Raw genomic sequence first — 15,242 nt, 5'->3', positions numbered from 1 at the left:
TTCCGGCGTTTTGATTACATAAAAATGAATTATCAATGGAAGGGGAAAGGCTAATGGCTATAACGATTTACGACGTAGCCAGGGAGGCAAACGTTTCAATGGCGACAGTCTCCCGAGTCGTTAACGGCAATCAAAATGTAAAACCCGCAACGAGGAAGAAAGTTCTCGATGTCATTGAAAGACTCGGCTATCGGCCGAATGCTGTTGCGAGGGGTCTTGCCAGTAAGAAAACAACTACGATCGGAGTCATTGTACCCGATATTTCAAAAAGCTTCTATTCCGAACTCTCACGTGGAATAGCGGATGTAGCGACAATGTATGAATACAATATTATCCTTTCAAACTCGGATGAGAGTACAGACAGGGAAGTGGAATTGATCGAAGACCATCTTGGCAAACAGGTGGACGGGCTCATTTTCATGAGTGATTCGATTTCGGACGAGGTACGTGCGGAAATGTCAACTGCAAACGTACCGATTGTGTTGGCTGGAACGCTGGACGTGGAAAAACAGTTGGCGACAGTGAACATCGACTATGAAGAAGCCGCTTACACGGCGGTCAATAAGCTACTGGCAAACGGTCATAAAAAAATTATATTTGTTTCCGGTCCATTCACTAGAGATATCAATCGAATCAGTAAAAAAGCAGGATATATAAGAGCTCTTCAAGACGCGAATATTCCGGTGGATGAACAGCTGATTGTAGAATTGGGCGATACCTACGACGGAGCATATGAAGGATGGGAACAGATCCGTGAATTGCCTGGGAAACCATCAGCGATCATTGCAGGTACTGATGCGCTGGCTGTCGGTCTGTTAAATGGTATCCGGGATGAAGGTCTGTCCGTCCCTGATGATTATGAACTGATTTGTTTCGAACACTCTATCTTAGCCAGAATAGTTAGACCTCAACTCACCTCGATTGTCGTTCCTCTTTATGATTTAGGTGCAGTCTCAATGCGTCTGTTGACTAAATTGATGAACGGAGAAGAAGTTGAGGAGCAACAGGTTATACTGCCATTCAGACTGGAAGACCGAAATTCAATGAAATGAAAAAAGGGCAAACTTCTCAAACGGTTGAATCCGGATGATGAAGCTTGCTCTTTTTATTCACAGATCCCTTATCTTAATTCAGTTGTTGATGGCGAATTATATGTAAAGCCTTACTGAGCATCTGTGCATTTTTGTCATTTATTTCTTCTTTTCTCGGAATAGGTTCATAAAGCGGTACAGGGTCTTCCCACGTCGAAATAAGCTTGACTGGAGACTGTTCCTGCCACTTGGACAGCCAGTCCTGTGGGAGGGGACCAGTAGGGGCTGGAATCTTTTTCATCGCCAACCAAATATGTGCCCAAGCTCGAGGTACGACGCGCCAAATATCATAACCGCCGCCGCCGACGGCTATCCATCGCCCTTCACAATATTCTTCCGCGATTTCACGTGCAATTCTAGGAATTTCTTTATAAATATCCATCGTACCGTACAAATGGGTCAAGGGGTCGAAGTAATGCGCATCAGCCCCATTTTGTGTCAGAATGACATCCGGTTTGAAATATTCCGTCACCTCTTTGATGGCAGTCTTATAAATGCTAAGAAATGAATCGTCCTCTGTAAAAGCGTCTATTGGGAAGTTGAAGGATGTACCGTAGCCGGTTCCATTCCCACGTTCGGTGATAGCTCCTGTCCCAGGAAACAGATAACGGCCCGTTTCATGGATGGATAGTGTGCAAACTGTCGGATCGTCATAGAAGCTCCATTGAACACCGTCACCGTGATGTGCGTCCGTGTCAATATAAAGTACTCGCGCTCCATATTTCTTTTGTAAGTATTTAATGGCAACTGAGCTGTCATTATAGACGCAAAAACCGGAAGCTCGTCCATGGAAGCCATGATGCAGCCCGCCGCCAAGATTCAATGCGTAGGTAGCGCGGCCTTGCATCACTTCATCAACAGCCGTCAGTGTACCGCCGACCAGCATGGCACTGGCTTCATGCATGTTCTTAAAAATCGGTGTATCCTCTGTACCGATGCCAAAAACGATTCCTGCATCCTCCTGAAGTTCACCTTTCCCCGCCTTTTTGACAATATCAATAAATTTATTATCATGAGCAAGTAACAATTCTTCGTCAGTTGCCATACGAGGAGCGATTATATCATCGTCCACAATGGCCCCTGACTTCTTTAAAAGATCTAGTGTCAACAAAATTCTTTTCTGGTTGAACGGATGCGAATCTGAAAAGGAGTATCCAAGTTGTTCTTCGGAAAAGATGAAAACGGCATCTTTCTTCATATATGGATGCCTGGCACATTTGGCCATAGGACATCGAATCCGCTGTCCTTCAATCCTTGAATAACCTTTAGCGGATTCATAGAATTGATCCGGATGACCAGAATTTTATTCGCATCGTTCTCTTTGTCGGGATAGACGAGTACACTTAAAACATTTGATTTTTGCTCGTGGAAAACTTTGGATACTTCAAAAAGAATTCCGGGTGTATTTGGAACTTTCACTTCTATTTGCGAACCGGGCTGATGTGCGCCTGTCAACTCAATATATTTATAAAGCAAATCTGTTTCCGTGATGATACCGACCAGTTTGTTGTTGGAAATGATGGGCAGGCAACCGATTTTATTGTCATAAAAAATAACTGCCGCTTCTTCGACAAAATCCATTGGATGTCCTGTAATAGGATTTCTCGTCATCACTTCTGCCAGCGGGGTTTCGTAAGGACTGCTGTCTTTTAGTACAGAAATTGAAGGTGGAACAACATCTTTCAGATTACGGTCGGTCACAATACCGACTACTGTGCCATCTGCGGACAGAATGGGCAGGTGGCGTATTTTCCTATCCCGCATGACGGTAAGAGCATCTTTCACTGAGTTTTCCGGCGATAGTGTAATGACGTCTTTTATCATTAATTCTTCAATTAGCATTCGATTACCCCCGCTCCTAATACATGAATCGGTTCATGAACCGTAAACTGTCGAACTTCTGGACGGATTCCTGGTCAATCCTTTTACCTATACGTGCCATCAGGCAATTTGCCGGGTGGGAACTGATTTCAGGGTCGTCGGTTGCATAGTACTCCAATCCCCCGGCATTCATCATTTTCTCCATCACTTTCCGATACTCCCATACATTGAGCTTCGTACCTTTCAAATCCCAATGCCAGTAATATTCGGTCGTCAGAATGATGTAATCCTCCATTGCATCGTCCATCATTGAAACGAGCAATAGTGATTTACCAACCCCGCCACCTCGGAATTTTGGAATGACTTCAATTGCTCCAAGCTCAATCAGGTTTTCTATTTTCCCTTGAGACCATCGTTCCAGGGGATCGGGATACAAATACGTGACATAACCGACAACTTGATTGGCATCCCGAACGATTAAAATACGACCTTCGGGTAGGCTGGCGATTTCAACGAGTGCTTTATGCTGCTGGGCAGGAGGTCTGAATGCAACAAGATCTTCGTGAAAGTCGAGACATGCAAGATAAGCTGCAGTGATAGGCCCTTCAACGACAATATTGCCGTTTTTATGTTTGATTTCCATCGCGTTGTACGTTTTGATATGTTCCAATATGATCACCTCCTCATTTGATACACACATATTCCTAGTATACAACAAAATGGATCTGGAGAAGACCGTTGATTCTTACAAAATGAAAACTATCATAAAAATTAAATTAATTAGACAACTAGGATTGAAGTGGGGTAGAATGGATTTTATAAATGTTTTTGAAAGGGTGAGATGGATGGTAATGAAAACGTTGCCTGTAGTTCAAGGGGATTATCAGTTAAAAGATTATGATCGTACCGTCGAGCAATTCAATTGGACGGACGTAGAAAAAGAATTCAGTTGGTTTGAAAGCGGTCTCATGAATATTGCTCATGAAGCAGTAGACCGCCACGCGGATTCTTATCGGAAAAATAAAGTGGCTCTCTATTATAAAGATGCGAATCGAAAAGAAACATATACGTATAACGAAATGAAAAAAATGTCCAATAAGGCGGCAAACGTATTGCGCAATCAATCACCGCTTGAAAAAGGGGATCGTATTTTCATTTTCATGCCGCGTTCGCCTGAATTGTATTTTTCGCTATTGGGTGCGTTGAAGCTGGGTGCAATCGTGGGACCTCTTTTTGAAGCATTCATGGAAGGCGCCGTTTATGATCGGCTCTTCGACAGTGAAGCAACGGCAATCATCACGACTCCGGAATTGTTGGAACGGGTGCCGGTGGCTAAATTGCCTCATCTGAAAACGATATTCATTGTGGGGGAAAATGTTGAAGAAGAAGGGCTTATTATCGATTTCAACAAGCATATGAAAGATGCATCGCAGTATTTCCAAGTCGAATGGATGGAAAGAGAAGATCCGACACTACTGCATTACACGTCGGGTTCGACCGGAAAACCGAAAGGCGTCCTGCATGTTCAGGAAGCGATGGTTCAGCAGCTGCAGACGACACGCTGGGTCATTGATCTGACAGACGAGGATATTTTCTGGTGTACGGCCGATCCAGGATGGGTGACAGGCACCGCATATGGTATTTTCGGACCAATGCTTGCCGGGGCAACAAGTCTGATTCTTGGCGGCAGATTTTCTGCAGAAGGCTGGTATGGGGCAATTGAGGAATATGGCGTCACGGTTTGGTACAGTGCTCCTACAGCGTTCCGTATGCTCATGGGAGTGGGGGAAGGTCCTCTAGGCAGATTCGATCTTTCATCATTGCGCCACATCCTTTCCGTAGGAGAACCGCTTAACCCAGAAGTGATCCGCTGGGGGTCGGAAGCGTTTAAATTACGCATTCATGATACGTGGTGGATGACGGAAACGGGAGCTCAAACGATTTGTAATTTCGGATGCCTGCCGATTAAACCGGGATCTATGGGCAAAGCGGTTCCAGGTGTTGAAGCGGCTATCATTGATGATCAAGGAAATATACTTCCTCCGAACCATATGGGGAACTTGGCCATTAAAAAAGGATGGCCTGCAATGATGCGCCAAATATGGAACAACCCTGAAAAGTACGATTCTTATTTTGTCAATGGAGAATGGTACGTTTCCGGTGATTCAGCATATATCGATGAAGATGGTTATTTCTTTTTCCAAGGACGCGTCGACGATGTAATCATGACAAGCGGGGAACGAGTGGGACCATTTGAAGTGGAAAGCAAACTGCTGGAGCATCCTGCAATTGTCGAAGCTGGCGTAATCGGTAAACCAGACCCGGTTCGCGGAGAAATCATCAAAGCGTTCGTGGCACTTCATGAAGGCTATGAACCTACTGATGAATTGAAAGAAGATATCCGCCAATTTGTTAAAAAAGGGCTCGCAGCACACGCAGCTCCACGAGAGATTGAATTTAAGGATAAATTACCGAAGACACGAAGCGGAAAAATTATGCGTCGTGTGTTAAAAGCATGGGAACTGAATTTGCCGACAGGCGATTTGTCGACAATGGAAGACTAATAACTAAAAAAGCTTGTCCGGCTAGGCTAGCCGGACAAGCTTTTTTTATTCATCCCCAGTTTTGTCGTCTTCGTCATTTTTTTCATCGGTTGGAGGAGTTACACCTTCATTGTCTCCAGGAGGAGTTGTGACAGGTGGCGGTATGTTTTCAGTTGGGGGAGGGGTTTCTGCTTTTTCCTCCACTGGTTTATCGGCCTCCTTGGTAACAACATTGGAGGCATTTGAAAGTTTTCCGGTAATATCAACAGCTCTTACTGAGTAAGAGCCGGATCCCACTGAAAAAGTATTCGAAGAAGAATCTTTTATTGTTCCAATTTTTGCACCGTTATTATAAACATAATAACCGATTACGTCATTGGAAGGCGAGTTACTCCAAGTCAGTGTAGAACCATTCAATGAAACGCTTACCGATGCCGGTGCACTGTCATCCGCATTAAATACCGCTCCCGAGACAACATGCGATGCGAAAGCCGAATTTGCAGGAAACAGTTTTGAAGCGTCGCCTTTCCAAGGTCCAAGCATCCGATCGATGAACGCCTGATTTACACCTGTACCACCGGTTGTTATGAATTCACCAGGGGTCGATGGCAGTGCAAGGTACCTTTTGCCTTTAACAGACACATAAGATGAAGAGGTAATACTGTCATCCGGTCTTGTAGGCAGCATCGCTTTTGAATTGAATAAATCAGTTTTCACCAGACCAGCTGATGAACATGCAGCTGAAGGGGCAAGACCGGATATACCGCAGAAGGATCTGCTCACAACACCCGCGGGACGTTCGAATCTTGAATTGGCTCCGATAATTTCAGGAGTCACATCGTTTGCGGCATTCATAATTCGGGCGAAAAGCATACTTGTCCGTGCAGTTGGATGCAATGTTTGTCTTTCGAGCCCGTAAAAGAGACTGCGTGTCCGATCCTTATAACCAAGCCAAACCCCTAGGGATACATTCGGATTATACCCGACAAGCCAAGCATCGCCATAGCCTTGGGTTGTTCCAGTTTTGGCCGCAAGTTCTGTAGAGAAGTTCATGTTCTGTGAAACTTGGGAGCCTGTTCCGCCCGTTTTCACCACATCGCGTAACATATCGGTGATGATATAACTCGTTTCAGGACTGAATACATCGACGGGCTTGGCTTCATGTTGAAAGACGATATTGCCGTCCGTGTCCTCGATTTTCTCAATAATATAAGCATCAAGGAATTTTCCTCCATTCGCAAATGTTGCAAATGCATTAGTGTTCTCTTCGACGCTCATTCCGATATCCATTCCACCGTATGACGTAGAATAGTTGACGTAGTCACCGGGCACAAGTTTCGAGATGCCCATTTTAGCAAGGAACTCGGCAGGCCGTCTATCGATGATATCCCGATATAACCTTGCCGTCGCTAAGTTCAGCGACTTGGAAAGTGCCTCTCTAGCCGGAATGATTCCAGCTTCCATAGAACTTGTGTAGTTACTCGGAGACCACGTTGAGCCATTTGATTGTCTCACATTGAATTTAACATCGACGACAGGACTGCCCGCACCGATAATGCCATATTCGATAGCTGGTGCATAAACAAGAAGTGGTTTCATGGCAGACCCGTTTTGTCTGTATGCTTGCGTCGCGTGATTGAGCGCTTCGTGTTCATGCCCGCGTCCACCGATGAAGGATAAGATTTTACCAGTGCTATTCTCAATCATGATTGCACCGACCTGAACAGGATCTTCTACCAATTGAACCTCGCCGGAATCAGAATCTTTTACCTCCCGTGAATATGTGAAGCCGTAATGCTCAAAAGAATTACCGATATCATTCATCTTGTCATATATATCTTTATTAACAGTGGAATAAATTCGATAGCCATCATTTTTCATCGAACGGGTCGCAAGTATTGCATACTTTTCCTTTAATTTTACTTCCTTGTCCAGGCGACCTGGATCGACACCGTCTTTTTTAGCGATGATTTTTGAGAGAATATCTACAGTACGATTTTGAATTTCTTGTGTTAAATAAGGATATCTTTCGTTCGCACGAAGTACAGGCTGACGAAAGTCTTTCGTAATATCATAGGCGATCGCTTCGTCATACTGCTGTTTGGTGATATAACCAGTTTCTTTCATTCTAAAAAGAACGGTTTTCATCCGATCAATTCCCGGCTGTAAAAATTCTTTTTCCTTTACGCCGCCGCCACTTTTAAAAGGGGTATATGCGAAAGGAGCTTGAGGAAGTCCCGCAATGAATGCAGCCTGCGGTAAATTCAATTTCGCCGCCTTTGTAGCAAAAATACCACCGGCTGCTGTTTCGATGCCTGCGATATTTTGTCCGTTTGAATTACGTCCGTATGGAATGATATTCAAATAGGCTTCGAGAATCTCATCTTTTTTCATGAAATGCTCAATTCTCATAGCGAGCAGTATTTCTTTCGCTTTCCGTTCATATGATACTTCATTCGTCAAAATCCGATTCTTGATAAGCTGTTGGGTCAACGTCGAACCACCAGTCTGGCTATCGGAATTCGTGACATCCTGGAAAAGTCCGCGGAATATCGCTTTGGGAACAATGCCATTATGCTGTTCAAAATATTCATCCTCTGTAGCGTATACCGCGTCAATGACGAAAGGTGATACGCTATCAAGCTTTGTTTCTCTTCGTTCTATATCGGAATTCACTTTACCGATATATACGTCGCCTGCTAGATATAGTTCTGATGTTTCTTCATAGGTGAAAATCGCATCCCGCATTTCCTGTTTGGAGCGAAGGGGTTCTTTGGCTACCAGTGATGCAAAATAGCCTGCTCCGACTGAACCGACAAAGATAAAGAGTGTTAAACCCGAGATGATAAGGAGCAGTAGAAGGTTCCAGGTAACCCCTGAAGTAATACGCATTCTTTTTGCCCATTTTGTCTTAGTCATCGTTTCCAGTTTTTCCTCTATTAGATTAATCCGGTTTTTTTTATGTTTACTCAAGTAAATCGCCTCCTGAAATCTTTCCTATTATAGCACATTTACATAACTGCCAATTAAAAATGTTTGACAACTTCTCATTTTCGTTTAGAATGAATGCTATATATACTTTCACATGTTGAACGAGTCGAAGTAGTGGTGGTGGAACCGTTTAGAGAGACAGCGGCTGGTGAAAGCTGTCCGGAATACCGTCCATGAATTACAGCTCTGGAATGTGACGCGTGCGCAGTGTTATTGCGTTTTGAGTGGAGAATTTTTCTCAAGCCGGGTGGTACCGCGTTAATACTACAATTAGCGTCCTTGCATGATTTTTTTAAATCGTGCAGGGACTTTTTTATTGTCTTATTTTCGGTGCTTACTCACAGTAGATTTTCAGGAGGGATTAGGATGAAAGAGAAACTAATGGAAGACTTAAAATGGAGAGGATTACTGTACCAGCAGACGGATGAGGCGGGACTTGACGAATTGCTGAACAAAGAAAAAATCTCTTTGTATTGCGGCGTAGATCCAACCGCGGATAGCATGCATATAGGACATATAGTTCCATTACTTACATTACGCCGTTTCCAGATGCATGGGCATCGACCGATTTTACTTGTCGGCGGAGCAACGGGCATGATTGGAGATCCTTCAGGACGCTCGGAAGAAAGGCAACTTCAGACGACGGAACAGATTGAGAAAAACGTTGCAGGAATTAAGAAACAGATGGAACAGATCTTCGATTTCAATTCTGAAAACGGTGCACAAATGGTGAACAATAATGACTGGATCGGTTCAATGACTCTAATCGAATTTTTCCGTGACTATGGTAAATTGCTAGGTGTCAACTACATGCTGGCAAAAGATAATGTCGCTTCTCGTCTAGAAAGCGGTATTTCCTTTACGGAGTTTTCTTATATGCTTATACAGGGAATTGACTTCAACCACCTATTCGATAATTACGGTTGCCGTGTCCAAGTCGGTGGATCGGATCAGTGGGGAAATATTACAACGGGCCTTGAAGTGATACGTAAGACGCATGAAGAAGAAGTGAAAGCGTTCGGTATCACAATCCCGCTTGTGACGAAAGCGGATGGAACGAAATTCGGTAAAAGTGCAGGCGGCTCAGTATGGCTCGATGCAGAAAAAACATCTCCATACGAGTTTTACCAATTTTGGATTAATACTGCGGATTCAGATGTTATTAAGTATATGAAGATTTTCACATTCATAGAGCGTGAAGAAATTGAAGCGCTTGAAATTACTGTGCAAGAAGAACCGCATTTACGGAAAGCCCAACTGACACTTGCCGAAGAAATGACGCGATTGATTCACGGTCAGGATGCATTGGACCAGGTAATCCGTATTTCCAAAGCGTTGTTTAGCGGTGATTTGAAAACACTGACCGCGGATGAAATGAAAGACGCATTCAAGGATGTGCCTTCATTTGAAATGGTGAAAGAAGATAAAAACATTGTCGACTTTATCGTCGAGTCCGGGGTGTCACCATCAAGGCGACAAGCCCGTGAAGACGTGACGAATGGCGCGATTTCATTGAACGGGGAACGGGTGACAGATACGGCTTACGAAGTAAGCACAGCAGACCGTCTCGAAGATGCGTTCACGATTGTCCGACGCGGCAAGAAAAATTATAAAATGGTGAAGTTCGTTTAATACTGAAAGTGAATGAAATAAGTAGCATTGATTTAATGGACTGTCATGGCAATTGGCGGGACTGTTAGCGCAATCCCGCCAATTGTACTCACTCCCAATAAAAAAGGCTATTCTCCCTAACCAAGGAGAATAGCCTTTTACTGTTTATTCGTTTTTAATCCAATTAGGTAGTCTTAAGTCCTTATACGTTTCGGGATGAATCATTTTACCTAATTTCAAAGCGCCTTCGAGAAGTCGGGGGGAAGGTCGGCAATATAAAGCTTCCTCCATAATTGAAAGGCGCCCCCATTTCACAGCGGAAAGATCTTTCCACCCCGGTCGTTTTAAGACGACTTCTTTTTTTACCTTGTCGACCCTAACACCGACCCAGGCAAGTAGAATATAATCAGGCATTCTGTTCAGTACATCATCCCAGTCCGTCTGCACGCTGGCAAGTTCAACGTTCCGGAATTCATTCAGCCCGCCGGCTATCGTGCTGATTTCTGTCAGCCAGTTGATGTTGCCTGGGGTGAATACCGGTTTCGGCCACCATTCCCAATATAGCCGGGGAGTTTCGTCGACGGTGGTGGCCCGTAATTTCATTTCCTCGATGAAGGATAGATACTCCGCTCTGATTTGATGGGCTCGCTCTTCAATGCCGCATGCTTGGCCTACGATTAGTAAATCATCGGCGATATCATTTAAACTTTGCGGGTCAAGTATAATATGGGGAATCATTCGCTTCTCAAGTTCTTCGATATTTTTTTCCATGCCGGGAACACTGAGTGATGCTAGCACTAAATCAGGTTCATACAATTCCAATTTATCCATATCAATAGACAAATCAGGACCAAGGCGGGGGAGGGCGTCAATACTTTTTGGCCAATCGGAAAAATCGTCAACCGCGACGAGCTGGTCAATAAGTCCAAGATAGGCAAGCAATTCCGTATTGCTTGGGCAGATTGATATGAGTTTCATATAAACACCTCACAATTCGTAATATGTACAAGTATAGCACGAAAAAAAAGAGCCCTGTGAAGGACTCTTTTCCAAAGACGATATTAACGTGAGTAGAACTCAACGATAAGTGCTTCGTTAATTTCAGCTGCAAGTTCGCTGCGCTCAGGCATACGTACGAATTGACCAACTTTAGTGTCGTTGTCGAATGTAACGTATTCAGGAACATAGCTGTTCACTTCAAGCGCTTCGTTTACAACGTCAAGGTTTTTAGATTTCTCACGAAGAGAAATTTCTTGTCCAGGTTTAACGCTGAAAGATGGGATGTCAACGCGTTTACCATCAACCAAAATATGGCCGTGGTTAACTAGTTGGCGTGATGCACGGCGTGTGCGTGCAAGGCCCATACGGTATACAACGTTATCAAGGCGAGTTTCAAGAAGAATCATGAAGTTTTCACCGTGTTTACCAGGCATTTTACCAGCTTTGTTGAAGACCGTTTTGAATTGACGTTCGTTTACGCCGAACATGAAACGGAGTTTTTGTTTTTCCTGTAATTGCATTCCGTATTCGGAAAGTTTTTTGCGTTGGTTAGGACCGTGTTGTCCTGGACCGTAAGGGCGTTTTTCAATTTCTTTTCCAGTGCCTGTAAGTGAAATCCCAAGACGACGGGAAAGTTTCCAAGATGGACCTGTATAACGAGCCATGAAAGACTCCTCCTCTATTGTTGGTTTTATTTTGTTGTAAAATAAGAACCAGATGTGTTCAATCCAAATGCCATTCTATCATCTTGCATCCTCGCTTCCGCAGCCAGGAAGTTACGCGATGCACCTTTTAAAAGGAATAGACTGGATAATCTGAAACACACAACTGCTGCAACTATTTTACACAAGTTTCATCTTACCAAGTATCGACCTAAGAGTCAAGCATCATCAAGACAAATTAAAATTAGTGCAATGGTCTATATAAAGAATGCATCCGTAGTTCCAATGCATTAGAATGGAGTAATACGCGTTTGCGCTTTCATATAATAAAAAATAGGGGTGATTGTGTGATAGATCATCAATTGACGATGTTTAAAGTTAAAAGCGGTCTGATGGATTTGTGGACCGAGGAAACTGCGGGGCAGTCTTATGAACAGTGGTTTGCGGCAATGAGACCGAAGCTGTTCCAACACTTCGGTATTACAGAAATGGATTTCCTCATATATGACAATAACAGTTTCATGACTCTTGAGGGACATAAATCTGCTGTGAAGAGGAAAGATGCCCTTCTGTTTTATACAAAGGGCATAACTCGCGCTTCTTTTCTATCGCAAATCCACAAGAGAGGTTTCGACTACGCAGATGACTTTCTTCTAATCAAAAACTGGAAATCAGAACCACTTGGCCTTCTTATTTTAAAATCGAACGAAAGATGGCAGTCCTTCGCATCATCCCCTTATTTGCATGAGCTTGAAATAGCAGTTAGTCATTTTATTCAAAAGGTTAGAAAGATGGTCTTTCTTGTAAAGGAAGAAAAGAGTTACAGGCACTTATTCGCAGTCACTGAATTGTTCAATTCGACAATGGATAGCAATGTAATAGTAGATGGCATTGTAGCGGCGGTTTCCGAATCATTTCCATCCTTTGATGTCGAGTTGCTATTATCTCATGAACAAACAGATATGATGCAAAAATACAAATTACTCGATTATATGAATGAAAGACCATCTGCCATGAACGCGTTCGTCTCTGGTGAAGTTACAAGAGAAGAACTTACCGAGTCATCCAGCACGCTGATTAATGTGCCGATCAAAGGTAGACAGGGTATCTACGGAGTATTACAAATTAAGGCGCCCCTAGATTTCGTTTTTTCCTCGATTCAGAATAATTTTATCAGGATGGTTGCACATACAGCGGGAAATGCCCTGGAAAACGCGAGTCTCTATGATCAATCCCACCGCGTTATTGAAGACCTGCAATTAGTCAATGAAACGTCCAGAAAATTGAATAGCAATATGCCTTTCGAAGAAATGATCGCATTTCTGCAACAGCAATTCCTGAAGGCATTTCAACCTACCGAAATCGCATTTGTTTTCATTGATGAAAAGAATAACTATGATATCTCGGGGTTAAGTACTGATTTTTTCAGAACGGATGCGGGACATGACTACATTGCGTTCGCTACGAATCATTTGGAAAGGGGTAAAGATGCCCTATTTAATGCGAATTTCCGTTCCCCCATTGAGGGAAAGTTCCTATACCGATCAGTCATAGCCATACCTATCAAGACGCAGGGGAAATTGACAGGACTCGTTATTTTATTGCATAGAGATCAGTATTTCTTTTCGTTCGATAGTTTCAAATTAATGCAATCACTTATCGGCCATTCCTCACTTGCCTTAGCTAACTCGATGTTGCGTGACCAATTGCAGGAACTAGTCGACAAAGATCAGTTGACTAAGCTTTATACAAGAAGTTATGTGGATGAAATAATTGAAAAGTCGATTATTAATGATGAAGCAGGAGTGTTTGTGCTATTAGATGTCGATGATTTCAAGAAGGTGAACGACACATATGGGCATGTGATGGGCGATGAAGTGCTGAAGCAGATTGCTGCAACCATTCTTTCAGAGGTATCCGGCAAAGGGGTGGCAGGAAGATGGGGCGGAGAGGAAATTGCAATATTCCTGCCATCTGCAAACTATAATGAAGGTGCGGAATTCACGGAACGGCTGTTAACGCTTATTCCGACGGTCACGGAACCTCAAGTGACGGTATCGATTGGAATGCGCAATTGGACCAAGAAACGGGAGTTAACATATAATGAGCTATTCCATTACACTGACAAGGCCTTATATAAGGCTAAAAAAAACGGTAAAAATCAAGTGGTGATTCATGATGCAACTACTTGTACCTTTTCCTGACTACGAATAAAGAGTAAACTGATAGAGAAGGAATGTGAGCGTTGATAAAAAGGGGGTAGATGGATATGGAAGAAAAAAATATGCATAAAGATACGGTTGTCATCCATGAAGGATATGATGGTAGCGCGCATCAGGGAAGTTTGGCGGTTCCGTTATATCAAACATCGACATTTGCGTTTGAAACAGCGGTGCAGGGGGGGGATCGCTTTTCAGGTGTGGAGGCAGGGAATATCTATTCCAGGCTCGGCAATCCGACTGTACGTGTATTGGAAGAGCGTATGACTGCTCTGGAGAACGGGAAAGGTGCACTTGCTTTTGGTTCGGGGATGGCTGCAGTTAGTACGATTCTTGTCCACTTAACAAAAGCCGGCGATCATATACTTTGCTCGCGTGGTATTTACGGTTGTACATTCGGGCTTCTTGGTTTGATGAACCAAAAATACAATATCACACATGATCTGGTTCGGATGGGGACCGAAGAAGAAATTGAGCGAGCTATCAAACCGGAAACAGTCTGTATATATATTGAGACGCCGATAAACCCTACAATGGAACTTGTTGATCTTCACGCTGTCGTAAGCGTAGCTAAGCGCCGTGGACTTCGTGTCGTTGTCGACAATACTTTTTCGTCGCCCTATTTGCAGAACCCGCTCGATATTGGAGCGGATTTCGTCTTGCATAGTGCAACAAAATATATTAACGGTCACGGTGATGTCATAGCGGGACTTCTCGTTGGAACCGACAAGGAAGAGATGGAGTCAATCCGCATGTCTGTCCAGAAAGATTTTGGAGGTATTATATCACCTTTCGATGCTTGGTTATTAATCCGCGGATTAAAAACGCTGTCTGTCCGGATGGAGCGACATACTTCAAATGCGGAAAAATTGATAGGCTATTTAAAAGCCCAGAAGCTTGTTGAAAAAGTTTATTATCCGTTCGATGTAGACAACCCTCAATTTGAAATAGCAAAACGCCAAATGAGGGCGGGCGGCGGCATCATTTCATTTACAATTAAGGGTGGAAAAGAAGGGGCACAGTTATTCATGGATAGCCTTTCTCTCATTAAAATCGCGGTAAGTCTTGGTGACGCGGAAACACTGATCCAGCATCCGTCTACGATGACACATTCAGTCGTACCCGAGGAAGAACGCTTGCAAATGGGTATCACCGATTCGTTGCTGAGACTTTCGGTCGGTCTGGAACATGCTGACGATCTCATAGCTGACCTCAAATCTGCATTCGCGATCATGGAAGTTGCAATCACTGAGCAGGATTGATTAAAAAAACTGCCTTGGCTACCGGTTATTGGGTGGCCAAGGC

General features: G+C 43.6%; 11 protein-coding genes. 5 read left to right on the top strand and 6 right to left on the bottom strand.

Going from position 1 to position 15,242, the window contains the following annotated elements:
• Window positions 1–53 precede the first annotated feature (53 nt).
• On the top strand, window positions 54–1,052 hold the full coding sequence (gene ccpA / locus HDC33_RS09795) for a catabolite control protein A (RefSeq protein WP_179392257.1): 999 nt from the start codon (window positions 54–56) through the stop codon (window positions 1,050–1,052).
• Window positions 1,053–1,125: 73 nt separating this feature from the next.
• Here the strand turns inward: ccpA and HDC33_RS09790 are convergent, their stop codons facing one another.
• Genes HDC33_RS09790 through HDC33_RS09780 form a run of 3 tightly spaced genes read right to left on the bottom strand, consistent with a single transcriptional unit; the run spans window position 1,126 to window position 3,582 of the window.
• The gene (locus HDC33_RS09790) at window positions 1,126–2,316 is read right to left on the bottom strand and encodes an acetoin utilization protein AcuC (RefSeq protein ID WP_370457431.1); all 1,191 of its coding nucleotides are present in this window, start codon (window positions 2,314–2,316) and stop codon (window positions 1,126–1,128) included.
• Window positions 2,286–2,933: an acetoin utilization AcuB family protein gene (locus HDC33_RS09785; protein ID WP_179392255.1), complete on the bottom strand. Its 648-nt coding sequence runs from the start codon at window positions 2,931–2,933 to the stop codon at window positions 2,286–2,288. The genes HDC33_RS09790 and HDC33_RS09785 overlap by 31 nt, the downstream gene beginning before the upstream one ends.
• 16 nt (window positions 2,934–2,949) lie before the next feature.
• Entirely contained in the window at window positions 2,950–3,582 is a 633-nt protein-coding gene (locus HDC33_RS09780; protein ID WP_179392254.1) for a GNAT family N-acetyltransferase, read from the bottom strand.
• Between the two features lie 175 nt (window positions 3,583–3,757).
• Here HDC33_RS09780 and acsA point away from each other — a divergent pair, with 175 nt between their 5' ends.
• Window positions 3,758–5,476 (top strand): acetate--CoA ligase, encoded by a 1,719-nt coding sequence (gene acsA, locus HDC33_RS09775; RefSeq protein WP_179392253.1) that lies wholly within the window; start codon window positions 3,758–3,760, stop codon window positions 5,474–5,476.
• 45 nt (window positions 5,477–5,521) lie between these two features.
• Here acsA and HDC33_RS09770 read toward each other — a convergent pair whose 3' ends face one another.
• Window positions 5,522–8,374, bottom strand: a complete 2,853-nt coding sequence (locus HDC33_RS09770) for a transglycosylase domain-containing protein (protein WP_179392710.1) — start codon at window positions 8,372–8,374, stop codon at window positions 5,522–5,524.
• A 438-nt stretch (window positions 8,375–8,812) separates the two neighbouring features.
• Here HDC33_RS09770 and tyrS point away from each other — a divergent pair, with 438 nt between their 5' ends.
• Complete coding sequence (tyrS, locus tag HDC33_RS09765) at window positions 8,813–10,078, top strand: tyrosine--tRNA ligase (protein ID WP_179392252.1); 1,266 nt, start codon at window positions 8,813–8,815, stop codon at window positions 10,076–10,078.
• Between the two features lie 144 nt (window positions 10,079–10,222).
• On the opposite strand, the gene HDC33_RS09760 is transcribed toward tyrS, so the two are convergent.
• Together HDC33_RS09760 and rpsD are read right to left on the bottom strand one after the other, a co-directional pair.
• Complete coding sequence (locus HDC33_RS09760) at window positions 10,223–11,035, bottom strand: cobalamin-binding protein (RefSeq protein WP_179392251.1); 813 nt, start codon at window positions 11,033–11,035, stop codon at window positions 10,223–10,225.
• Window positions 11,036–11,118: 83 nt separating this feature from the next.
• Window positions 11,119–11,721, bottom strand: coding sequence for a 30S ribosomal protein S4 (gene rpsD / locus HDC33_RS09755; protein ID WP_179392250.1), 603 nt, complete (start codon window positions 11,719–11,721; stop codon window positions 11,119–11,121).
• Between the two features lie 344 nt (window positions 11,722–12,065).
• Here rpsD and HDC33_RS16830 point away from each other — a divergent pair, with 344 nt between their 5' ends.
• Entirely contained in the window at window positions 12,066–13,922 is a 1,857-nt protein-coding gene (locus HDC33_RS16830) for a sensor domain-containing diguanylate cyclase (protein ID WP_179392249.1), read from the top strand.
• A gap of 65 nt (window positions 13,923–13,987) precedes the next feature.
• Complete coding sequence (megL, locus tag HDC33_RS09745) at window positions 13,988–15,199, top strand: methionine gamma-lyase (protein WP_179392248.1); 1,212 nt, start codon at window positions 13,988–13,990, stop codon at window positions 15,197–15,199.
• Window positions 15,200–15,242: the final 43 nt, after the last annotated feature.

Origin of the sequence: Sporosarcina sp. JAI121 (assembly GCF_013408665.1) — a bacterium.
Classification (GTDB): domain Bacteria; phylum Bacillota; class Bacilli; order Bacillales_A; family Planococcaceae; genus Sporosarcina.
The sequence above is the reverse complement of the archived record's forward strand: the minus strand, read 5'-3'. Positions and strand labels throughout refer to the sequence as shown.

Coding starts and splice junctions, on each gene's coding strand:
- ccpA (WP_179392257.1), top strand. CDS start 54: ATGGCTATAACGATTTACGACGTAGCCAGGGAGGCAAACGTTTCAATG.
- HDC33_RS09790 (WP_370457431.1), bottom strand. CDS start 2,316: ATGGCCAAATGTGCCAGGCATCCATATATGAAGAAAGATGCCGTTTTC.
- HDC33_RS09785 (WP_179392255.1), bottom strand. CDS start 2,933: ATGCTAATTGAAGAATTAATGATAAAAGACGTCATTACACTATCGCCG.
- acsA (WP_179392253.1), top strand. CDS start 3,758: ATGGTAATGAAAACGTTGCCTGTAGTTCAAGGGGATTATCAGTTAAAA.
- HDC33_RS09770 (WP_179392710.1), bottom strand. CDS start 8,374: ATGACTAAGACAAAATGGGCAAAAAGAATGCGTATTACTTCAGGGGTT.
- tyrS (WP_179392252.1), top strand. CDS start 8,813: ATGAAAGAGAAACTAATGGAAGACTTAAAATGGAGAGGATTACTGTAC.
- HDC33_RS09760 (WP_179392251.1), bottom strand. CDS start 11,035: ATGAAACTCATATCAATCTGCCCAAGCAATACGGAATTGCTTGCCTAT.
- rpsD (WP_179392250.1), bottom strand. CDS start 11,721: ATGGCTCGTTATACAGGTCCATCTTGGAAACTTTCCCGTCGTCTTGGG.
- megL (WP_179392248.1), top strand. CDS start 13,988: ATGGAAGAAAAAAATATGCATAAAGATACGGTTGTCATCCATGAAGGA.